This window comes from Nonomuraea sp. NPDC001831 (assembly GCF_042892035.1).
In the GTDB taxonomy this organism is placed as follows: Bacteria; Actinomycetota; Actinomycetes; order Streptosporangiales; family Streptosporangiaceae; genus Nonomuraea.
Genome location: NZ_JBIATU010000021.1, coordinates 1 through 21,137, shown reverse-complemented (window position 1 = coordinate 21,137; position 21,137 = coordinate 1). Strand labels below are relative to the sequence as shown.

Annotated in this window: 18 protein-coding genes and 1 pseudogene; 10 read left to right on the top strand and 9 right to left on the bottom strand. The window is 71.8% G+C overall.

Annotated features, from left to right (window positions below; genetic code table 11):
• On the top strand, positions 1-3,672 hold the full coding sequence (locus ACFYYW_RS42825; protein ID WP_387658670.1) for an RICIN domain-containing protein: 3,672 nt from the start codon (positions 1-3) through the stop codon (positions 3,670-3,672).
• A 35-nt stretch (positions 3,673-3,707) separates the two neighbouring features.
• Here the strand turns inward: ACFYYW_RS42825 and ACFYYW_RS42820 are convergent, their stop codons facing one another.
• Complete coding sequence (locus ACFYYW_RS42820) at positions 3,708-3,986, bottom strand: helix-turn-helix domain-containing protein (protein ID WP_387658667.1); 279 nt, start codon at positions 3,984-3,986, stop codon at positions 3,708-3,710.
• 2 nt (positions 3,987-3,988) lie between these two features.
• Here ACFYYW_RS42820 and ACFYYW_RS42815 point away from each other — a divergent pair, with 2 nt between their 5' ends.
• Positions 3,989-4,474, top strand: coding sequence for an NADPH-dependent FMN reductase (locus ACFYYW_RS42815; RefSeq protein ID WP_387658664.1), 486 nt, complete (start codon positions 3,989-3,991; stop codon positions 4,472-4,474).
• A gap of 272 nt (positions 4,475-4,746) precedes the next feature.
• Here the strand turns inward: ACFYYW_RS42815 and ACFYYW_RS42810 are convergent, their stop codons facing one another.
• On the bottom strand, positions 4,747-4,995 hold the full coding sequence (locus tag ACFYYW_RS42810; protein ID WP_387658661.1) for a hypothetical protein: 249 nt from the start codon (positions 4,993-4,995) through the stop codon (positions 4,747-4,749).
• 390 nt (positions 4,996-5,385) lie between these two features.
• Between ACFYYW_RS42810 and ACFYYW_RS42805 the strand changes: the two genes are divergently transcribed.
• On the top strand, positions 5,386-5,937 hold the full coding sequence (locus ACFYYW_RS42805; RefSeq protein ID WP_387658658.1) for a hypothetical protein: 552 nt from the start codon (positions 5,386-5,388) through the stop codon (positions 5,935-5,937).
• A 48-nt stretch (positions 5,938-5,985) separates the two neighbouring features.
• On the opposite strand, the gene ACFYYW_RS42800 is transcribed toward ACFYYW_RS42805, so the two are convergent.
• The 3 genes from ACFYYW_RS42800 to ACFYYW_RS42790 all read right to left on the bottom strand — a co-directional run bounded on the left by ACFYYW_RS42800 (position 5,986) and on the right by ACFYYW_RS42790 (position 8,202).
• The gene (locus ACFYYW_RS42800; protein WP_387658655.1) at positions 5,986-7,539 is read right to left on the bottom strand and encodes a M1 family metallopeptidase; all 1,554 of its coding nucleotides are present in this window, start codon (positions 7,537-7,539) and stop codon (positions 5,986-5,988) included.
• A gap of 82 nt (positions 7,540-7,621) precedes the next feature.
• On the bottom strand, positions 7,622-7,993 hold the full coding sequence (locus ACFYYW_RS42795) for a hypothetical protein (protein WP_387658652.1): 372 nt from the start codon (positions 7,991-7,993) through the stop codon (positions 7,622-7,624).
• Complete coding sequence (locus ACFYYW_RS42790) at positions 7,945-8,202, bottom strand: STAS domain-containing protein (RefSeq protein WP_387658649.1); 258 nt, start codon at positions 8,200-8,202, stop codon at positions 7,945-7,947. The genes ACFYYW_RS42795 and ACFYYW_RS42790 overlap by 49 nt, the downstream gene beginning before the upstream one ends.
• Before the next feature lie 618 nt (positions 8,203-8,820).
• Here ACFYYW_RS42790 and ACFYYW_RS42785 point away from each other — a divergent pair.
• The 3 genes from ACFYYW_RS42785 (at position 8,821) to ACFYYW_RS42775 (ending at position 12,621) form a co-directional block, all read left to right on the top strand.
• Complete coding sequence (locus ACFYYW_RS42785; protein ID WP_387658645.1) at positions 8,821-10,845, top strand: SUMF1/EgtB/PvdO family nonheme iron enzyme; 2,025 nt, start codon at positions 8,821-8,823, stop codon at positions 10,843-10,845.
• Between the two features lie 40 nt (positions 10,846-10,885).
• The gene (locus ACFYYW_RS42780; RefSeq protein ID WP_387658642.1) at positions 10,886-11,233 is read left to right on the top strand and encodes an SDR family oxidoreductase; all 348 of its coding nucleotides are present in this window, start codon (positions 10,886-10,888) and stop codon (positions 11,231-11,233) included.
• Between the two features lie 116 nt (positions 11,234-11,349).
• Complete coding sequence (locus tag ACFYYW_RS42775; protein ID WP_387658639.1) at positions 11,350-12,621, top strand: serine hydrolase domain-containing protein; 1,272 nt, start codon at positions 11,350-11,352, stop codon at positions 12,619-12,621.
• 35 nt (positions 12,622-12,656) lie between these two features.
• Here ACFYYW_RS42775 and ACFYYW_RS42770 read toward each other — a convergent pair whose 3' ends face one another.
• The gene (locus ACFYYW_RS42770; RefSeq protein ID WP_387658637.1) at positions 12,657-13,310 is read right to left on the bottom strand and encodes a response regulator; all 654 of its coding nucleotides are present in this window, start codon (positions 13,308-13,310) and stop codon (positions 12,657-12,659) included.
• Between the two features lie 64 nt (positions 13,311-13,374).
• Positions 13,375-13,902 (bottom strand): annotated as a pseudogene (locus ACFYYW_RS42765) (sensor histidine kinase); the annotation flags it as partial.
• A 709-nt stretch (positions 13,903-14,611) separates the two neighbouring features.
• Here ACFYYW_RS42765 and ACFYYW_RS42760 point away from each other — a divergent pair.
• Genes ACFYYW_RS42760 through ACFYYW_RS42750 form a run of 3 tightly spaced genes read left to right on the top strand, consistent with a single transcriptional unit; the run spans position 14,612 to position 19,457 of the window.
• Positions 14,612-16,015 carry an MFS transporter gene (locus ACFYYW_RS42760; protein WP_387658634.1) on the top strand — a complete coding sequence of 468 codons (1,404 nt, stop codon included), beginning with the start codon at positions 14,612-14,614 and terminating at the stop codon, positions 16,013-16,015.
• Positions 16,012-18,087: a DPP IV N-terminal domain-containing protein gene (locus ACFYYW_RS42755; RefSeq protein WP_387658631.1), complete on the top strand. Its 2,076-nt coding sequence runs from the start codon at positions 16,012-16,014 to the stop codon at positions 18,085-18,087. The genes ACFYYW_RS42760 and ACFYYW_RS42755 overlap by 4 nt, the downstream gene beginning before the upstream one ends.
• Positions 18,084-19,457: a serine hydrolase domain-containing protein gene (locus tag ACFYYW_RS42750; RefSeq protein ID WP_387658628.1), complete on the top strand. Its 1,374-nt coding sequence runs from the start codon at positions 18,084-18,086 to the stop codon at positions 19,455-19,457. Before ACFYYW_RS42755 ends, ACFYYW_RS42750 begins: the two co-directional genes overlap by 4 nt.
• Here the strand turns inward: ACFYYW_RS42750 and ACFYYW_RS42745 are convergent.
• Both ACFYYW_RS42745 and ACFYYW_RS42740 read right to left on the bottom strand, forming a co-directional pair.
• Positions 19,454-20,191, bottom strand: coding sequence for a condensation domain-containing protein (locus ACFYYW_RS42745; RefSeq protein ID WP_387658625.1), 738 nt, complete (start codon positions 20,189-20,191; stop codon positions 19,454-19,456). The two genes, ACFYYW_RS42750 and ACFYYW_RS42745, sit on opposite strands and share 4 nt — an antisense overlap.
• A 72-nt stretch (positions 20,192-20,263) precedes the next feature.
• The gene (locus ACFYYW_RS42740) at positions 20,264-20,695 is read right to left on the bottom strand and encodes a hypothetical protein (RefSeq protein ID WP_387658622.1); all 432 of its coding nucleotides are present in this window, start codon (positions 20,693-20,695) and stop codon (positions 20,264-20,266) included.
• Positions 20,696-20,745: 50 nt separating this feature from the next.
• Here ACFYYW_RS42740 and ACFYYW_RS42735 point away from each other — a divergent pair.
• Positions 20,746-21,137: MarR family winged helix-turn-helix transcriptional regulator (locus ACFYYW_RS42735; protein ID WP_387658619.1), on the top strand; the 392-nt coding region annotated here is incomplete at its 3' end.

Below are 21,137 nucleotides of genomic sequence, written 5' to 3'. Positions count from 1 at the left end.
ATGCGAACCCTCCTCGTCGCCCTGCTGCTCCTCGTGGGTCTGGCGGCGCCCGCCGCCGCCGATCCGCCGCCCGTCGTGACCGCAGGCCCGGGCGCGCAGGGGCCTGAGCTCAGCGCCGCCAACCGTACGGCCCCGCCCACCGGGCTGCCCGACTGGTCGCGGGTCGGTTACCGCAGCGGCCAGCCGTTGCCCGGCGACGGCGATGTGACCGGCGACGCGGCCTGCCGCATCACCCCCGCGCAGCTCGCCTCCACCTACCAGGTGATCCCGGACGACGGGATCGACGACACCACCGGCCTGCAGAACGCGATCGACGCCATCAAGGCCCAGTGCTCGCCGAACGCCAACTACCACCGGCTGTCGCTGATCACGCTGCCCGCCGGCCGCCTGGACGTCTCCCGGCAGATCTACGTCGACGCCAGCTTCCTCATCCTGCGCGGCCAGAACGGCACCGACCTCGTCTTCCGCCCGGACGCGAACACCCGCTACGACACCCTCGTCAACGGCCGCTGGGACCAGGACTCGATGACCGCAGGGACCGGCAGCGACACCGGCTCCGGCGGCTGGATCTGGCCGGGCCGGGGCCTGTTCCGGGTGCAGACCCGCGAGATCGCCACCCGCTACCAGGACGACTGGGCGGCGGCCCCCGCCAACCGCAAGGACCTCTTCGAGGGCAGCGTCAACCAGCACTGGGCCTCCGGGATCAAGGTCGCAGCGCAGCCCGGCGATCCTGGTTACGCCGCCCGGCAGGGCGACAGCGTCATCCAGCTCGTCTCGAACGCCGCCATGTCCAAGTTCTCCCTCGGCGGGTACGTGTGGGTGGGCGCGGCCAACAGCCTCGGCTTCTACGCCCAGCAGGGCGTCACCGACCGGACGCAGATGGAGAACCTCCACATGCGTCAGCAGATGTTCCGCGTCATCAGCCTCGACGCCACGGCCAAGACGATCACCCTCGACCGGCCGCTGGAATGGGACCTGCCGGTCGACTCCACCTCCGACGGCTCAACGCCGCTCGGGGACACGCCGTACGCCAGTAAGGTCACCCCGCTCAAGGTCGTCCAGGGGGTCGGGTTCGAGAACTTCTCCTTCACCCAGGACATGAACGGCCTACCCAAACTCGGCGGCGGCGCCTACCAGTTCACTCCCGAGCAAGCCGTGCACAACTACGGCAACATGGCCCCCGAGTACGCCATGCACGGCATCGTCTTCAAATGGGCCGCCAACAGCTGGGCGCGTGGTCTCACCGCCACGATGACCGGCTCGCACACGATCGTCACCGAGAACGCCCGCAACCTGCAGATCGAACGCAACAGCCTCGACGGCGCCTGGAACAAGGGCAAAGGCGGCAACGGCTACCTGCGCGGCAGCCGGGTGTGGGACTCGCTGTGGGCTTACAACCTGAGCCGCAACCTGCGTCACTTCACCTTCCAGTGGTCGGCGAGCGGCAACGTCGCCTTCCGCAACGACCTCGACTCCGACCTCAACCTGCACGGCGGCTGGGAGCACAACAACCTCTTCGAGGCCAACACCGTGCGCGTGCCGTACGAGCACAGGTCGGGTAACTGCCAGACCAACTGCGGCGGCGAGGGCGGCGAGATCGACGACGGCACCTGGTGGCCGATCTGGTGGGCGGCCGGGCCGAAAGCGGCCAAGTGGTCGGGCTCGTCGGGGCCGCAGAACGTGTTCTACCGCAACGCCCTGGTCAAACAAGCTACGCCCGGCGGGCCGTACGAGACCTACAGCCCCTACGCCATCGGCACCGTCTACCAGTTCGGCTCCGACAGCGCCGCCCCGCAGCGGTTCAAGCCGCTCAGCCAGGCCGGCGCGGCCATTCCCGACTGGACCGGCCGCGAGACTCTCGACTACACCGGCCAGGGCGTCGCCACCCTCGACCCCGGCAGCCAGAACTCGCTCTTCCTGCGCGACGTCGGCGGAGAGATCGACCCACGCTCGAACAGCCGCCGCAACGTCATCACCTGGAACATGCAGGGCACCGGCACCACGGGCGGCGGATCGTACGAGAACAAGTACACGCTGGGACTCAACCAGCTCATGACGCAGAGCGGAGCCACCGTCGCCCTGCTGCAGGAGGCCGGCGCGCCGCCCGCCAGCGCCATCCACCTGAGCAGCACCCCACAGAACGTGTTCTACCAGTGGGACGGCTCCTCTCCGGCCGTCGAGGAGTTCGAGTACGGGGGTACGGCCAGCCGGCCCCGCTACCTCTACTGGCTGCACACGGACGAGAACCCCACCACCCCCACCGGACGGGTCAACCTGGCCATCGCCACCCGCACCCGGGTCCAGCCGCAGAACATCTACGTCGCCGCCGCCGGGCTGTACAACGGCTCGCGAGGCAGGCCCGCGCTCGGCGTCAACGTTGACGGCGTCGTCTACTTCACCATCCACGGGCAATCCGGCAGCGGCGGCGACGACCCTCAACTGCTGCGCAACATCAGGACCCTGATGTCCAACGCGGGCCCCGGCGGCACAGCGTTGCCCTGGATCGCGCTCGGCGACTTCAACCGCATGCCGTACGCCCCGCAGACCGGCCCCGACCCGTCGCTGGCCACCGCGGTCGGCGGGGAGTTCCAAGTGATCGCCCAGCAGCTCCCGACCCACCCGACCCGGGCGCCGCTGCCCGGCGAGGACCTCACGCCCCGGATCCTCGACTACGCGGCCGTCCCGATCGGCCTGCCGCATCCCAACGTCGTCGGCGGGCTGCGGGCCAGCATGATGCGGCTGTCTGACCACTATCCCGTCGTCTACCAGCTCAGTCACCTGGTGAACCCGCCGGCGCCCCCGGCGCAGGCGGTGGTGATCCCGCCGGTGACAGCGGTGCTCCGCAACGCCGCCACCACCAACGTCGCCGGCCCCTCCGGCGGCAGCGGCAGCGGCAGCCACGTGGTCACCGACCACTCCGGTACGGCTCAGCCGCCGATACAGACCTTCAGCCTGGTCCGCGACGCCGAGTTCGACGGCTACTACCGCGTGATCGCGGGCAACCCGTGGAACGGCCGCTATCTCGGCCAGGAGGGCAGCGTCCGCGACGCCCGCATTGTCCTCTGGCCGAACGAGGAGATGGACCAGCTCTGGCGCCCCGTCTACCAAGGCGACGGCACCTGGACACTGCAGAACTTCGCCACCGGGCAAGTGCTCACCGCTCCTGCCAGCGGCGGCGAGCTGGCCGCCCGCGACTTCGACGGCTCGGCCAATCAGCGCTGGTTCCTCCAAGAGCCCGGAACGGCAGGCGACGTCAGCGAGGTTCTCCTACGCGGCTCCATCGACCCCACACTGGCCCTGGAGGCCGACTCCTTCGACGACGAGGTGATCCTCACCCCCGACCACGACGACCCTCAGCAGCGCTTCATCACCATCCCGGCGGGCAGGACCGGTGACGACGACTGCTCCTACCTGGTCTACAACCAGAAGTACATCCACTCGGCCGGTGCCGAGGGCCACCTCTGGATGAGCCCGTTCCACGGCGGCGACGACAGCTATCTGTGGTGCGAGACGCCGGACGGGTCCGGAGGCGTGTTCCTCAGCAACCACACCACTGCCACGGAACGCCTGTTCCTGACCCCGCCGGAGCCCGGCCAGGAGCAGCTCAGCGTCCGCTGGTACGCCCCTGATTCTGCCGTACCCACGTGGATCCTGTCGGACGCGACCCAGTGAACGCGCTGAGGCGCGGGCAGACAGGTGCCCGCGCCTCAGCGCGTCCTCCTGGGGTCAGCCGCTGCCGGTGACGGCCTTCGCGTAGTAAGGGCGCAAGCCGGTCGCGAAGACGCGGTCGAGCAGTCGGTCCGGCAGCACCCGCGAAAGGCGGGTGAGCACGGCCGCGTCGCGGCCGATCGTGTAGGCCTGGCGCTCGGGTCGTCGTTCTTCAGCGCCCGGTAGAACGTCGACCTGCCGACGCCGAGCTCATGGACGATCTGGGTGACCGACTGGCCGCGCCCGCGCCGGGGCCCGCGCCACGGCCAGCGCGTCATCGGTGACCGTGGCCAGGCGACCGCCACTCCTGCCGGCCCTCCGCGGCTGCCGCCATCGCACCCGCCGCCGTGGCCCCGCCGTCGCCGAGTGGGTGGCCGAAGTCGCCGGGCGAGAGCAGCCGGCTGCCGGCTTCGAGATCATCGACCTCGCCGACTTCGGCCTGCCGCTGCTGGATGAGCCGCATCCGCCGGCGTCCGGCCTGTACGGCAACGCGCACACCATCCGCTGGGCGGAGGCGATCGCCGGCTATGACGGGTTCGTGTTCGTCACGCCGGAGTACAACCACTCCGTCCCCGGCGCCCTGAAGAACGCCCTGGACTTCGTCTACGCCGAGTGGCACGACAAGGCGGCCGCGTCTTCACGTAGAGCGGCTCACCTGTATCGGGGCGCCGTTGACGAACGTGTCACCAGCCCCGAACGAGCGCTCTTTGCCGAGGCCGGGCATCCCTGCACGAGGGACGATCGCTGGCCTGCGCGAAGCTCTTGAAGGTCGGGGATGTGGTCATACAGCGTTCCCACGCTCACCCCGAGCAGCTTGGCGATCGAGGTCACCGACCGGCCGGGATCGGGCAGCAGATCAACCTCAACGTCCCCTGGGCAGTAACACCCAGCCCGGTCCGTGGCCGATCGGCTCAGCGGCGGACGCGGTAGCGGATGTGGGTGGCCTCGGGCGTGTCGAGCAACTGAATGATCTCCAACTCGATCTCCGACGACAGGACGTCGAACAACCGACGCCACACGCCCGGTGGCGGGCGGGGGTCAGGGGTGAAGGTCGGTGAGGGTGAGGACGGTCGGGCCGGTGCTGCCACCGTAGCCCGGCGCCGGGCAGTCGAGGAGCGGCTTGAGGGGGTTATGCAGGGTGACGCCCTCGGAGGTCACGGTGTCGCCGGTGAACTTGCCCGCGATGACGGTGAAGGCCGACTGGCCGGCGAACAGGTTGAGCGTGATGGCGCAGCTGATCGTCGACGTCTCGCCGGTGTTGCAAGTCACCCGCTCGATCGCCGGCATGGAGCCGGAGACGCAGCCCAGGTTCCCGTGGCCGGAGATCGTGGACGTCCCGAGGTGATGGCCGGGTCGCTCGACACGCAGGTCGGGTAGTTTCCGGTGCCCGTCAGGGTCACGGGCTGCTCGGTCAGGAGCAGCCTGGGCGAGAAGGTTTCGCGACGAGGCGGGGCGGGGGCGGGGGACCGGTTCCCACGGGCCCGCCACGCCGGTGCTCTCAAGTGCGCCACTCAGGACGCTGGAGATCACTCTGCGTGTCGGCAAGATACGAATCTGCAACCTTCGTGGGCATGTCACGGAACCCGTGGTGGAGCTGTCATGTCTACGTACCTGTGGTTCCGCTCGTGAACGTCGCCCGATCAGTGCCCTGCCGTTCATCCCCCAAGGGAGCGTCCTGTGACCTTTCGTTCATCTCGGCGAAGCCGCGTCCTGCGCGCGCTGATCGCCGTCGCGGTCGCCGCCGTCAGCGTGATCGCTCTCAGTGCGGCCGCTCCGGCCGCGCGTCCCGCCTACGCGGCCACGCTCGTGCAGTGCCAGGGCACCGAGACCGTCACGTACAGCCCGGGGGTCGTCCTGACGCCGCGGAACGTCACGCTCACCGTGAGGGGCCGGTTCAGCTCCTGCCTCGACAGCACGGGCCAGGTGGCGAGCGGGGCCTACGACGAGGAGTTCACCATCTTCGTCGGCTGCAACGACCTCCTCGACCCGTTCCAGGGCGAGCGGATCATCAAGTGGAACACCGGCGACAGCAGCGTCATCGACGGCGCCGGGAGCAGCACCGCCGTGGGCGGTCAGGTGGTCACCACGTTCAGCGGCCCTGTCGTCCAAGGCCGTTTCCAGGGCCGCCACGCGGTGGAGACCATCACGCTCGTCCAGACCGAACTGCTGCAGTGTCTGACCACCGGGCTCACCAGGGCGACCGGCCTGACGACGCTCACCATCGTCTGACCCCGCGGCGGCCACGACCCGAGCGCGCCCGGCCACCCGGTGCGGGCCTCAGGCGGGGCCGTGGAGCAGTTCGTGGAACCTCTTGTGGCTCGCGTACGAGGCCGGGGGCCCTGCCTGGGCCTCGGTACGGGCCGTGACCGGCGCGGGCGGGGCGGCCGGTTTGCCGGGCTCGAACAGCCACGTACGGAAGAGCGGGCCGAGTCGCTTGCCGGAGATCTTCTCCGACAGCGCGATGAACGCGGCGGTGTCGCCGTTGCCGGACCGCTTGATCCGGGACCAGGACTTGAGGATGGCGAAGAAGTCCTGGTCGCCGACCGCGCCGCGGAGCGCCTGAAGGGTCATGCCGCCACGCCAGTAGACCGAGGCGTAGAAGAGGGAGGCGGGGGTCGGATCGCCGGGGACCGTCCGCCAGAACCGGGGGTGGTCGGCCGGGATCTCGTCGTAGATGGCGTTGGCCAGTTCGGCGGCGGTGCCGGTGTCCTCCTTCTCCGACCACAGCCACTCGGCGTAGGTGGCGAAGCCCTCGTTGAGCCAGATGTCGCGCCACTGGCCGACCGACACGCTGTCGCCGAACCACTGGTGGGCGTTCTCATGGACGACGACGCCGACGTCGGGCCCGGACTCGAAGAAGATCGAGTCGTAGACGGGATGCGACTGGGTCTCCAGCGCGAAGCCGACGTTCTCGTTGACGACCGAGCCGCCCATCGAGGAGAACGGGTAGCGGCCGAAGAGGCTCGACTCCCAATCGATGATCTCGGCCGTACGTTCGACGCTGGCCTTGGCGAACTCCAGACGCGGGCCGAGGGTCGTGTCATACGCCGTGGTGACCGGCAGGCCGGTGGACGAGCGAGCCCGGTGCACCTCGATGTCGCCGACGTAGAGCATGGCCAGGTACGTGGCCATGGGCTTGTCCATCACCCAGTGGAAGGTGGTCCTGCCGCCCGAGGTGCGCCGGGAGGCGAGAACGCCGTTGCTGATCGCCTGCTTGCCCTCGGGGACGGTGACCGAGATGTCGAAGGTCGCCTTGTCCGCCGGGTGGTCGTTGCTCGGGTACCACCACCAGGCGATCTCCGGCTCGCCCAGCGCGAGCGCGCCGTCGGCCCGCCTGAGCCACGGCGTGCTGATCCCGGGCGTCGTGACGGAGCCGGGGGTGCCGGAGTAGGTCACCTCGACGACGAACGGCAGGAGCCGGGGCAGGGCACGGGCCGGGGTGATCTCCAGTTCGTGCGCGCCCGTCCTGGCGAAGGCGGCCGTTCTGCCGTTGACCTTGACCTCCTGGACGTCGAGCAGGAAGTCGAGGTTGAAGCGGGTCAGCGACTGCGAGGCGGTGGCCAGCAGGGTCGCCCGGCCGTCCAGCCGGTCGGCACCCGGCTGGTAGTTCAGTTTGAGGTCGTAGTGCCTGACGTCGTAGCCGCCGTTTCCGTAGTCGGGGAAGTAGACGTCGCCGATGCCGGGCGCCCCGGGAGCGGGACCACGGGCGGCGGCGGAGTCGATGGCGGGGTCGGCGGCGGCCGTCGCGGCGGTTGCGGCCGGCAGGGGTACGGCCAGTGTCAGAGTCAGGGCGGCGGCCATGGCGGCGCGCCTGATCGAGCGCGGGAGCATGTCCCTCCTCGGAGAGATCCGGTGCTCGCGAAGCTACGTCACCCGCGCGGGCCTGAGAAGTGCGGCGCCTGACCGGAACCGGTCACCCCGCGCGGGCGGCGCTCGCGCCCCGGCCGTAGCCGGCGGCCGGGATTTGGTGTCGCGACGGCAGACGTGGGCGTGCGGCACCGGAGTTGGTAACTGATCCGGCCGCCGCCTGGCTGGGCTGTGCGGGAAGCTCTGCTGCCCCGTCGCTGAGCAGGACTGGGTCCGGGACGGCCACGTCGCAGGCCAGATCGCGCACGCTGGCCTGGAACGGCCTGTCGGGCTGGGCGGCCAGGAACTGGTCCAGGGTGTCGTAGCGGGGCATGCGCTGGGCCAGGCCGGTGATCCACATGACCTTGACGCGGGCGTAGTCGACGCCGATCAGCGCGAACTTCTCCTCGGACGTGATGGCGCGCTGCCAGTGGTGCACGATTGGTCCCGGGCGCGCGAGTCCATGAAGGTCACCCCGCCCAGGTCCAGGATCAGCGCGGGGCCGGCCTGGGCGAGATAGTCGGCGAACTGGTCGCGGGTGGTGGCATCCAGCAGCACGCTGATGGTGATGACGGCGATGTCGTCCACGAGCCGCGAGGTCAGGGGCAGCGGCGCAGGCGGTACAGCGTCACTGGCCACGGTGATCACGGATGCCATCGTAGGCCGGATTGTCCGCCACGGGCATCGGCGTATGGTGGAGCGTTTGCGCACGTTAGAAGCGGTCCGGCTTGCTCGCAGGGCTGGGGGTGCGCACGGTGGGCGGATCGATCTCGGCGGCGTCCAGGTGCTCGCGGGTCAACCGGCCGGAGGTGTCCTCGGGCTGAACGGCGACCGTATCGTGCCCGCCCGCTGGTTCCGCAGGGCCCGCGCCGATCCGGGCTTGTTGGCGAGAGCCAACGACACGGCGGACGGGGTCACTCCGACCCGGTCGGCGATGTCCCTGAGGGTGACTCGCCGCACCCGCCCTCGATCTGACATCTGCCCGCATCCTCCCGTGCTTCCGCATAGTCCACTGGGAGGGGCTGTCAGCTCACCTCCGGCGCCGGGCACAGTCGCCCGGATCACGGGGACCGGAAGCTCGGGCTTCAGGGCCTGCGGCGAGCAGCCCGTTCGCCGCTTGCGTCGGTGAGCCGGGTGCGGCAGATCCCGGCGAGGACGCCACCGGGCGCCGGCTCGGCTCATCGCGTCAAGACCTCAAGGGGCTGTTTTCGAGTGACGGGTCATGCCATGGTGTTCGGTAAACGTTTACGGTGGTTGGGAGCATTCATGAAATCCCCCGGTTTCAACCCCTATCTGCCCAGACCAATCGATCTGCCGACCGAGGTGCCGCTGGCGGCGGGAAGCGACCTGTCGATGCTGGACGAGGCGAAGATCTTCGCCGCCCCCGGCGATCCGGCGATGTGGGACGTGTGGCGCGAGCGGCTCGGGCAGTGGCGCGAGCAGGCGCGGGAGCGGATCGGCTACTCGGACGAGCGCTACCGGGTGTCCGACCGTGATCGTTTCAGCGTGTGCGTGGCCTGGTTGTGGGACGAGACGCTGTACGACCACGCGCGCGGCACATTCACCGTGGACGCCTTCCTGGACGCGGCCGAGCGGGACTTCGGCGGATTCGACGGCGTGCTGTTCTGGCACGCCTACCCGGTGATCGGGATCGACGCCAGAGACCAGTTCGCTTTCTATCGCGACATTTCCGAATTGCAGGAAGTCGTCGCGGACTTCCAACGGCGCGGGGTACGGGTCTATCTCAGCTATTACCCGTGGGCCAGCGAGACCTCCACCGACATCGCGGACATCACCGCGCGACTCGGCACCGACGGCATCTTCCTCGACAGCTCCAAGGAGGGCCGGCCGGAATTGCGCGCCGCGCTCGACGCCATCCGGCCCGGACTGGTCATGGAGGGCGAGTCGCGGATCCCGCTGGCCCGCGTGCACGACCACCAGATGTCCTGGGCCCAGTGGTTCGCCGACTCGCCGGTGCCCGGAGTGCTGCGTGCCAAGTGGTTCGAGCGCGGGCACCTGCCGCATCACACCCGGCGCTGGCACCGTGACCATCTGGACGAGTTGCACTCCGCCTGGCTGAACGGCGCGGGCATCCTCGTCTGGGAGAGCGTCTTCGGCGTCTGGGTGGGCTGGAACGCCCGCGACCGCGCGGTGCTGCGCGGCATGCGCCGGGTGCATCGCGCCCATGCCGCCTGGTTCGGCTCGCCGGACTGGACGCCACTGGCCGACCACGTCCCCGGCACCACGGTGTACGGCTCTCGCTGGGTCCACGAGGGGGTGCCGCTGTGGACGGTCGTCAATCGCGGCGCGGCCTGCGACGGCCCTTGGCTGCACACCGGCGATCGGCCCGGCCACCGCTGGATCGACCTGACCACGGGGACGCCCCTGACCGTGAGCCCCGCCCCGGACGGCGGTGTCCACATCGGCGGCCCGCTACCGGCGGGCGGCATCGCGGCCGTGATGCCGGTGCCGGCGGGCGTCGATGTGCCGTTGGCGCCGGTGAGCGAAGGTGCCGGGGGCGCCGGGGGGCCGGCGGATGACGCCTTCCCTGCCAGGGCCGCTGTGCGGGTGGCGAAGCCGTACGCGCCGTGCGAAGCCGTACCGGCCGGGATGGTGGAGGCGGGCGGCGGCGAGTACGAGCTGGTGGTCCGTCATCGGGTGCGGGAGACTGGCCTGTACGGCGAAGCGCCCTATGTCGATGAGTGGAAGCCGCTGCCTCCCCGGCTGCACCACACCGGCACGCTGCGCCGGGCGGTCCGGCTCGGGTGGTTCGCCATCGGTGTCAGGGAGGTGAGCGCCCGGGAGTACGCGGAGTTCGTACGCTCCAGCGGCTACCGGCCGGTCCGCCCCGAACGCTTCCTCGCCGGCCACACGGACACCGGGCGTACGGACACCCAACGCCCAGACGCCCGGCATCTGGAGGTCGCGAGCATGAGCGGCGGCGACGCGCCCGCCACCTACGTGGATCTGGCTGACGCGCGCGCGTACGCCACCTGGGCGGGAGCGCGTCTTCCCACCGAGGACGAGTGGCAGGTCGCCGGGGCGGCGGGGTTGCTGGAGCGCCGTGAGCCGCTGGTGTGGAACCTCACCGAGAGCGAGCACACCGACGGGCGCACCCGGTTCTGCATCCTCAAAGGCGGCAGCGCCTACGTCCCGGAAGGCTCCGACTGGTACTTCGACGGCGGCCCGCAACCAGCCGACGTGTCGGCCAAGCTCCTTCTCCTCGGCGCCGGGCTTACCCGCTCTCCCTCGGTCGGCTTCCGCCTCGCCGTGGACCTGCCGCCCCGATAGCGGCCACCGGCCCGCCTGCCGCGGGGCGGGCAGGCGCGGCGTGGCCGACCTGATCAACACCTCCTCCATCGAGGCGCAGAACATCTTCCCGAACTTCGCCGTCTACTCCGCGACCAAGGCGTACGTCACCCACCTGTCCCGGCATCTGCGGGCCGAGCTGGGGGCCAAGAACGTGCGGGTCTCGGCGGTCGAGCCGGGGATCGTCGGCACCGAGTTGCAGAGTCACGTCACCGACGAGGGCGCGCGGGCGTGGCTGGAGGGTTCCAAGGAGGCGATGGAGTGGCTCACGCCGCAGGACGTCGCGCAGACCGTCGGGTTCATCGCGAGCCTGCCGCCCCGGGCGAACCTCCAGCAGGTCACCATCATGCCCACCGGCCGGCCCAGCTGACCGTCCCCGCCGCCGCGCTCGAACGCCCACCAAAGTACGGTCCTGCCGTGCCGAAGGTCGGCTTCGCCCGCCATCTCCTTGATCGGGCACGGGAGGGCGGCCGAGACTCGGTCGCCATGGAAGAGATGCTGACCGAGGCCGCTCGCCGCCTGGGTGTCACCGGCGCGCAGGTCGCCGTGCTCGCCGACGGCGAGCTGCGTAAGGCCGCCACCGGGGTCGCCAACGCCGAGCTGGGCACGCCGATGGACACCCGCACGCTGATCCAGATCGGTTCGACGACCAAGCTGCACACCGCGGTGCTGGTGATGACGCTGGTCGACGAGGGCGTGCTGGACCTGGACGCGCCGGTCGTACGCCGGCTGCCGGAGCTGCGGCTGTCCGACGCCGCCGCCACCGCGTCGGTGACGGCCCGTCACCTGCTGTCCATGACCAGCGGGATCGACAACGGGTTCTACGACGACCCGGCCGACTACCTGGCGACGCTGTCCGGCATGCCGATGCTGTTCGCCCCGGGTGAGGGCTACTCCTACAGCAACGCCTCCACCGTCGTCTCGGGCGCGCTGGTGGCGCGACTGACCGGGTCGAGCTGGGACGAGGCGTTGCGGCGCAGGGTGTTCGAGCCGCTGGGGCTGCGCGAGAGCCTGACGTCGTGGGAGGAGCTGCCGTACCACCGGGTCGCGGTCGGGCACGCGCCCGACGGATCGGTGGTACGGCCGTGGACGTTCTCGCGCGCCTCGAGGCCCGCGGGGAGCACGTTGTGCTCCACGGCCGCCGATCTGGTCAGGTTCGGCGAGCTGTTCGTACGGGCGGGGGCCGGTGTGCTGTCGGCGGAGGCGTGCGCCGCCATGCAGGCGCCGCAGGTGTCGCTGCCGACCAGGAGGTTCGCCGACCGCTGGTGCCTGGGGCCCTACCAGCGCGATCTCGGGGGAACGACCGTGCTCGGTCACAGCGGGACCAACCTGGGCGGCTCCTCGACGCTGCTGTGGGTGCCGTCCACCGGCGTGGTCGTCGCGGTGGTGTGCAACAGCCCGCACGCGGGGTACCCGCTGGCGGCCGCCGTGACCCGCGAGCTCCTGGGAGCCGGTGCCGTGGACGTGGAGCCGGTGACGCGGCTCACCGCCGACGCGGGCCCGTACGAGGGCCGGTACGCCGCCTGCGACCTGCGCTACGAGGTGACCTCGGTGGACGGGGTGCTGACGATCACGCTGGAGGACGTGGCCTCGGGCGCCGTCAGCCCGCCGGTGGCGCTGCTGCCGCTGGACGAGCACCGGTTCCTGCCCGAGCAGGACCTGTCGGGCGGGCGGGGCTGGGATCTGGCGTTCGTGATCCGGGACGGCCGGGCGGTACGCCTGCTCAACGGCGGCTTCGCCGCCCGCCGCATCGCCTGAGCCCAGGCTCGGCCGACCGGCCCGGCGTCGCGGGCTCAGGCCCGGCCGACCAGCCCGGCGTCGTGGGCCAGCAGCGCGGCCTGGGTGCGGTTGGCGCAGCCGAGCTTGCCGAGCAGCCGTGACACATAGCCCTTGACCGTCGTCTCGCTGAGGTAGAGCCTGCTGCCGGTCTGGGAGTTGGACAGCCCTTCGGCCAGGCAGACCAGCACCTCGGTCTCGCGCTCGGTCAGGCTGTCGACCAGTCGCCTGGCGGCCCGCCTCGCGGGCTCGGCGGGGGAGAAGGCCGCCACCAGCCGCCTGGTCAGCTCGGGCGAGACGACGGCGTGCCCGTCGGCGGCGACCCTGACGATGCCGGTCATGTCCTCGGGGTCGGTGTCCTTGAGCAGGAAGCCCACCGCGCCCGCGCGCAGCGCCCGGACCGCGTACTCGTCGAGGTCGAACGTGGTCAGGATGATGATCTTCGGTGGGCGCGGCAGCCGGCAGGCGCGCTCGGTCGCCGTCAGGCCGTCGACGCCGGGCATCCTGATGTCCATCAGCACGACGTCCGGCGCCAGCCGGACGATCGCCTCGACGGCCTCGGCGCCGTCGTGCGCCTCGCCGACCACCTCGATGTCGGCGGCGCGGGACAGGATCGCTCGCAGGTGGGCGCAGACCATCCGCTCGTCGTCCACGAGCAGGACCCTGATCATCGGGCGCTTCCCCTCCCTTTCCGAGCAGTTGCCCGGGCAGTTGTCCGGGCAGTCTGGCCGGCAGTGTCGCCAGCACCTCGAATCCTCCCGTCTCGGTCGGCCCGGCGGCGAACGCGCCGCCGACCAGTTCCACCCGCTGCCGCAGGCCGAGCAGCCCGGTGCCGGACGACGGCAGGCCCAGGCGCATCGGCTCGGCGCGCGCCGGGTCGGCCGGATGGTTGCGCACCTCGACGCGGACCCCGCCGTCCCGGGGGCTCAGCCGGACGGAGACCGGCGCGCCCGGCGCGTGCTTGCGCACGTTGGTCAGCGCCTCCTGCACCACCCGGTAGGCGGTACGGCCGAGCGGCGCCGATAGCTCGATCCGCTCGTCCTGGCTCAGCGACACCGGCAGCCCCGACTCGGCGACCAGGCGGGAGACGTCGAGCAGCGTCGGCGGCGGGGCGAGATCGGCCGGTTGCCGGTCGTGCAGCACCCCGACGACCTCGCGCAGCTCGCCGAGCGCGCGCCGGCCGGTGGCGCGCAGCTCCTCGGCGGCCGTACGCACCTCGGGCGTGGGCGCGGCCATCCGCAGCGAGCCGGCCTGCAGCACCATCAGGCTGACGTGGTGGGTGACCACGTCGTGCATCTCGCGGGCCAGCCGCGTGCGTTCCTCCAGCCTGGCCTGCTCGACCAGCAACCGCTGCTCGCGTTCGGCGCGTTCGGCGCGTTCGGCGAGCGCGGTGTTGAGCCGCCGCTGGCTGTCGGCGTAGAGGCCGAGCAGCGTCGCGGGGATCACCACCAGGCCGCAGATCGCGACGAGGTTCAGGGCCGTGGCGAGGTCGGGCGCCTCCCACAGGTGGCTCAGGACGACCAGCGCCAGCCCGGCCACCGCCACGAGCAGCCGCCGGTCGCCTCGGTGGGCGCCGAGCGAGTACAGCGCGAACGGCATCGCCACCGGCACCTCGACGAAGCCGAGCGGGATCATCGCCAGCGCGACGGCGAGGGGGAGGCGCCGCCGGCCGAGCAGCGCGACCGCGGCCACGGCCTGCACCCACACCCCCTGCCAGGGCACGTCGGGCACCAGCGCCATCGGCACCGCGCCGCTGATGGCCAGATCGCTGCCGACGCCCACCATGCCCACGGCCGTGGCGAGCGCGACGTCCCCCGACAGCCTTCTGACCCGCGCGTTCATACCGCCACGCTACCGATCCGCGCTGGCCGGCCGGATCCGACGAAAGTAGGATGCCGGCGCCTACGATTCCCACGGGACAGCCCCCGTTCGGCGCTCGTGCGGGCCTGCCCTGCCGCGTGATCCTCGATGCGTGAACGATCTTCCAGGCGAACACGCCTCCCTGACCAGGCAGGACGCCCGCGCGATCCTGGGCGTCACCGGCAAGGAGGGCGACACCGCTCCTCTGCTGCGCACGCTCAGGGAGCACGGCGTCGGCCTGTCGTTCCTGGTCGCGCTGACCGTGCTGGCCGTGGTGGACAACTTCCAGACCCAGGTGTTCGGCGTGCTCGCGCCCGAGATCGCCGCCTCGCTCGGGATGGACGCGGGCTCGCTGTCGGGGATCGTCGCCGCTCAGGGCGTGGCGACGGGGCTCGCCCCGTTCGCGGTGGCGGCCCTGCTGCGCCGCCACCCCCGTCGGGTGCGGCTGGCGGTGGGCACCGGGTTCGCCTGGAGCCTGACCACGCTGTTCACCGGGTCGGTGGCCGGGCCCGTCTCGCTGGCCGTGCTGATGCTGGTCAACGGGGCCACCACCGGCACGGTGGCGGTGCTGCATCCGCCGCTTCTCGTGGACGCCTACCCGCCGCCCGCCCGCATGCGGGTCATGTCGCTGTACTCGGCCTCGTCGCCGCTGGCCGGCGTCCTCGCGCCGCTGGTCGTGGCGGGACTGGTGTCGTGGCTCGGCATGGACTGGCGGGCGGTGTTCGCGACGTTCGGCGGGCTGTCGCTGGCGGCCTGCCTGTACGCGCTGCGGCTGCGCGAGCCCGTGCTGGGCCGCTGGGACGTGGCCGAGCTCCAGGCCAGGTCGGGCAGCGCCGTACCGGCCGCGGGCGCGGGGACGGCGGAGTTCGGCGGGTTCCGGGCGGCGTTCGCGCGGACTCTGCGCATCCCGACCGTCCGCCGGATGTGCGTCGGCTTCACGGCGGTAGGGGCGCTGGCCGCGCCGTACGGGGTGGTGGTCTCGACCCTGCTGGAGCAGGAGTACGCGCTCACGCCCGGCCAGCGTGGGCTGTTCACCGGCGCCGCCGCGGCGGTCTCGATCGCGGCGCTGGCCGCCTTCGGGACCAGGGCGGAGGGGGCCTACCGGGCGGGTCCGGCGCGGTTCATGGCGCTGTCGGGCGCGGCGCTGGCCGCGGCGGCCACGGCGTTCGCCCTGTCCTCGGTGATCCCCGTGCTGTGGGTGATGCTGGCCCTGCTGGCGCTGGGCCAGGCCTTCCTCGCGGTGATCGGGCCGTGCCTGTTCATCGGCGCCCTCTCGGTCGTACGGCCCGCCGACCGTCCGCACGCCATGGCCGCGCTCGGTCTGATCATCGCGGCCGGCGGCCTGGTGGGCGCCGGGCTGCTGGCCCTGGCGACCGCCTTCCTCGACCTGCGCGGCGCGCTGCTGTTGCTGCTCGTCCCCGCAGTCCTCGGGTCGTGGTTCATCGCGACCATCCGCAAGACCCTCATGGGCGATCTCGACGCCCTCATCGACCACGCGATCGGAGAAACCAAGTGATCGACGCCTATCGCCGCGCCGAGGCGCTGCACGTCTCGCGGGAGGCGAAGCTCGTGCACCGCTCGGCCGTGACGCCCGTCTGGGAGGAGGACTCCTTCTGGTACCTGGTGAGCACCCCCGAAGGCCCCCGCCAGGTCAGGGTCTTCCCCGAACGAAAGGAACGGGTGGAGGGCCCGGCCCCGGCCGCCGAGCCGGTGCTCCCGCCCGAGCTCACCGGCGCCCAGACCTCGCCCGACGGCCGTTTCACCGTGACCTGCGAGGCCGGCGACCTGCTGGTGAACGGTACGCGCGTCACCCGCGACGGCGAGCCCGGCCACGCCTACGGCCTGCCGAGCGACCAGAACCGGATGCCGATCGTCGCCGCCCAGCAGGGCATGACCACGCCCCCGCTGCTGGTCTGGGCGCCCGACGGCCGCCGGTTCGTCACCCACCGCGTGGACCAGCGGCACGTGCCCACGCTGACGATCACGCAGTCGTGCCCCCCGGGCGGCGGCCGTCCGCTGGCGCACACCCTGCACTACGAGATGCCCGGCGACCCGCTGCCGACGGTCACGCACGCGATCTTCGACGCGGAGACGGGCGAGCGGGTCGACGTCGCGCTCGGGCCGCTGCCGTTCACGCACGACGCCCCGCTCAACCTCGACCGGATCTGGTGGGAGGACGACGACACGCTGTGGCTGCTGCACTGCACCCGCGGCAACCGGGGAGCCGTACTCCACCGCGTCGACGCCAGGACCGGTCGCGCGGAGGTCGTCCTGGAGGAGCACGCCGAGACGGTGGTGGCAACGGCCCCGACGATCGTCGTCCCGCCCCTCGTGCGCACCCGCGGCGAGGAGGTGCTGTGGTACTCCGATCGGTCGGGCTGGGGCCACCTGTACCTGTACCGGGGCGGCGAGCTCGCGAACGCCGTCACCACCGGGGAATGGCTCGTCCGCGAGCTGCTTCAGGTCGACTGGACGGCGAGGCAGGTGCTGTTCCTGTCGGGCGGGCACGGGTCGAACCCCTACGACCGCCGCCTGTGCCGCGCGGACCTGGACGGGGGCGGGGTCACCGTGCTCACCCACGAGGACGCCGACCACCAGGTCCACGTCTCCCGCGACGGCCGCTGGCTCGTCGACACCTACGCCACGCCCGGCACGCCGAGCGTCACCGTGCTGCGCGACGCCGCCGGAGCGCTCGTCATGGAGCTGGAGCAGGCCGACCTCAGCCTGCTGGAGAAGGCCGGGTGGCGGGCGCCCGAACGCTTCACCGTCAAGGCCGCCGACGGCGTCACCGACGTCCACGGGCTGCTGTTCCTGCCGGGCGACTTCGACCCGGGCAAGCGGTATCCCGTCCTCGACTCGATCTACAACGGGCCGCAGATCACCCGGCAACTGCGCACCACCCTGCGCGGCTACACGCTCGACCCGTGGCTGCTCGATCCGGCGGGCGGCGCGCCGTCGCTGGCCGCGCTCGGCATGGCCGTCGTGGTGCTGGACGGGCGCGGCACGCCGTACCGGGGGAAGGCGTTCCAGGACGTCTCGTACGGCGACCCGGCGGTGACGGCCGGGCTGGAGGACCACGTGGCGGCGATCACGCAGCTCGCCGCCGAACGGCCCTACCTCGATCTGGAGCGGGTGGGGATCACCGGGCACTCCGGCGGCGGCGCGGCCACGGCCAGAGCGATGCTGACCCATCCCGGCTTCTTCCACGTGGGCGTCGCCTCGGCGGGCGACTACGAGCACGACGGCTACTACGCCGTCTGGGGCGAGACGTACCAGGGGCCGCCGCCGCAGGACTACGCCGCGGGCTCGATGCTGCCGCACGCCGGCGCGCTCGCCGGCAAGCTGCTGATCATCTTCGGCGAGATGGACGACAACTGCCATCCCGGCCTGTCGCTGCGGCTGGTCAACGCGCTGGTCGAGGCCGATGCCGACTTCGAGATGCTCATGGTGCCCAACGCCGCCCACGGCTACCTGCACGCGGAGGCGCACGTGCTGCGCCGTACCTGGGACTTCCTCACCCGCCACCTGATCGGCGCGGAGCCGCCCGCCGGATACCGCATCGACCCGACCTTCGGAGCCGCCGCATGAGCGCTACCCTTCCCGACCTGCTCCCCGATCTGCGGGCCGATCTCCACGCGCTGGCCGGCGAGCACGGCGTCACCGGCGCGGTCCTCGCCTTCACCGCCGGCTCCACCGGCGACGCGGAGGTGGCCGCCGCCGCGACGGGAGTCCTCAACACCCGTACGGGCCAGCCCGTCACGACCGGCTCGCTGTTCCAGATCGGCTCGATCACCAAGGCGTGGACGGCGTCCCTGGTGCTCCAGCTCGTCGGCGAGGGACGGCTCGACCTCGACCAGACCGCGCAGTCGGTGCTGCCCGGGCTCGCGCTGCCGGAGCCGGTGACCATCCGGCAGTTGCTGGCGCACACCGGCGGGTTCGAGGGAGACGTCTTCGCCGACACCGGCAGGGGTGACGACGCGGTCGAGAAGCTGGTCGCGCTGCTCGGCGACGTGCCGCAGCTGTCGCCGCCGGGCGCGATCTGGTCGTACAACAACGCCGGGTACGTCGTCCTCGGGCGGGTCGTCGAGGTCCTGCGCGGCCTGCCGTTCAACGCGGCGCTGCGCGCGCACCTGATCGGCCCGCTGGGCCTCACGCACACCGCCACCAGCGCCGACGAGGCCATCCTTTACGGCACGGCGGTCGGGCACGCCGCCGGCGAGCCGGTCTCCACCTGGTCGCTGATGCGCTCGAACGACCCGGCGGGCGCGAGCCTGGCGATGACCGCGGGAGATCTGCTGACCTTCGCCCGCGCCCATCTGGCCGACGGCGCGCGGGTGCTGCCCGCGAAACTGGCCAGGACGATGCGGGAGCCGCAGGTCGCCCTCCCCGACCTCGGCCGGCCCTCCAGCTGGGGTCTCGGCTGGGAGGTGCAGGAATGGGCGGGCGGCACGGTCGTCGGGCACGACGGCTCCACCCCCGGCCAGGCCGCCACGCTGAAGCTCGTACCGGAGGCGGGGGTGGCCGCGGTGCTGCTGACGAACGGCGGCGACCCCGACCCGCTGGTGGCCGAGCTGCTGACGCCCGTGCTCGGCCGCCTGGCCGGGATCAGCGCGCCGCCGCCCGTGAAGCCCCCCGTGCCCCCGCTCCCCTTCGACGTCGGCCGCTACGCCGGGCGCTACGTCTCGGAGGTGACGGCGTGGGAGGTGGCCGGCGACGCCGAGGGCCGGCTGTGGGTGACCGTCACGCCGCTCGGCGCGATGGCCGAGCACGGCGCGCCGCAGACGTTCGAGCTGGCCAGGCTGCGCGGCGACACCTTCGTGTTCGCGCAGGGGAGGGGCGGGACGCACGCGGCCGTCGCCTTCGTCGGCGACGACGACGGCCGGGCCCGCTACCTGCACACCGGGCGGCTGAACGTACGCGATCCCCTGCGAGGACCGTCGGGCCGGACTGTCGGCTAGACCGGCACGGAGTCCAGCTGTGCGATCGGCGTCTCGACGCCGAGTTCGGCCAGGGCCTCCAGCAGTTGCAGGAACCGCTTCTGGTGGGCGGCGTTCTCCTCGGCGAGATAGCGGGCCGGGTTGGCGAGGAAGTCGACCCGCAGACCACTGGCCTGGCGGTCGTAGATCAGGACCATCAGGTCGTCCATCTCGCCGAGGACCGTGTGATTTCGCGTGACGGTACGGCACTGGCCGAAACGCGGTGCCTCCTGCGCCGGCAGGACGTTGACGAGCAGGCCGGACGTCGGCCTGCCCTCATACGCCGGCCCGAGGTCCCGGCACAGGTCGCCGTACCGGTACCGCTGGTGCGCCAGCAGCTCCCGCGTCCGGGACGAGGCGTGACGCGCCAGGTCGCGCAGGGTCATGCCCGGTTCCAGGGTCAGCCGCAGCGGCAGGTCGTTGGCCAGCACCGCCACCCGTTCCCGCGAGCCCTTCCGCCCGGACGTGGTCAGCCCTATCACCATGTCGGTGGCACCCGTCGCATGCCGCATGTACAGGCCGGACGCGGCGAACAGCAGCGCGGGCAGCGCCACACCGGACGTCCTCGCCCGCAGCCGCAACCGGTCGGCCACGTCCCCCGGCACCAGGGTGCTGCAGCGATGGGTCCAGATCGAGGCCGGCGCCGTCCCGGGGGCGATGGTTCCGGCCAGGACGCCCACACCGAACAGGGCCCGTCTGTTCAGTTGCTGACTCACGTCTTCCGTCCTATCCCGCGCGAGGCGGCGTTGCACAGAGGAACGGCCGATCCGCGCGGACCGCGCCCGTCGTCACCGAGCTCGGTTCGAACGGTCGCCCAGCAGGGCGGGGGCGTTGAGCGCGCAGGCCAGCGCCGCGATCACCAGGGCGTGCACCACCTGCTCGGCGCGGAACCAGAGGGGGAAGGAGCCGGCGATCACCGCGGTGACCATCATCGTCACGCCGGCCACGGCGGTGATCCACCGCACCCGGGTGTAGGCGCCGCGCTTGCCGGCCCGCGCCTTCCTGACCATGACCAGGCAGATCAGGGAGCCGGCGAGCACGCCGCCGGCCCGGTTCCAGACGGTGGAGCCGGGGTCGGCGCCGAACGCGGCGACGGCCATGGTCAGGACGAACAGGGCGACGCCGAGACAGGCCGCGGCGTTGGCCAGCCGGACGGCCAGCGGGGAAACGGCGACGGAGACGGGATTGGCGCGCTGGGAGGAGATCTGCATCGCGTTCATGTCTTCGACGCTAACATTACTTGCGTGCAGCAAGCAAGTATACTGACCGCATGAGACCGAGCGAGAACGACGTTCAACGGATGCTGGACTCCTTGTTGCAGCTCAGCGACGGCATCGAGCGGGCGCGCCGGCAACGTCCCGGCGCGGGCCTGCTGCGCACGCTGCAACTCCTGGCCGCCAAGGAACCGGCGCGAACCTCCGACCTGGCCCAGGAGCTCGGCGTGCACCAGTCGTCGGTGACCCGGCAGATCCAGACGCTGATCGGACAGGGGCTGGTGCGGGCGACCACCGACCAGAACGACCGCCGGGCCAGCCCGATCACCCTCACCGACGACGGCCGGCGGGAGCTGGCCCGGCTGGAGGCCGTCGGCCGGGAACGGTGGATGCAGTTCACCGCGGACTGGGACGCCGAGGAGGTGCGCACCCTGGAGCGGCTGGTGAC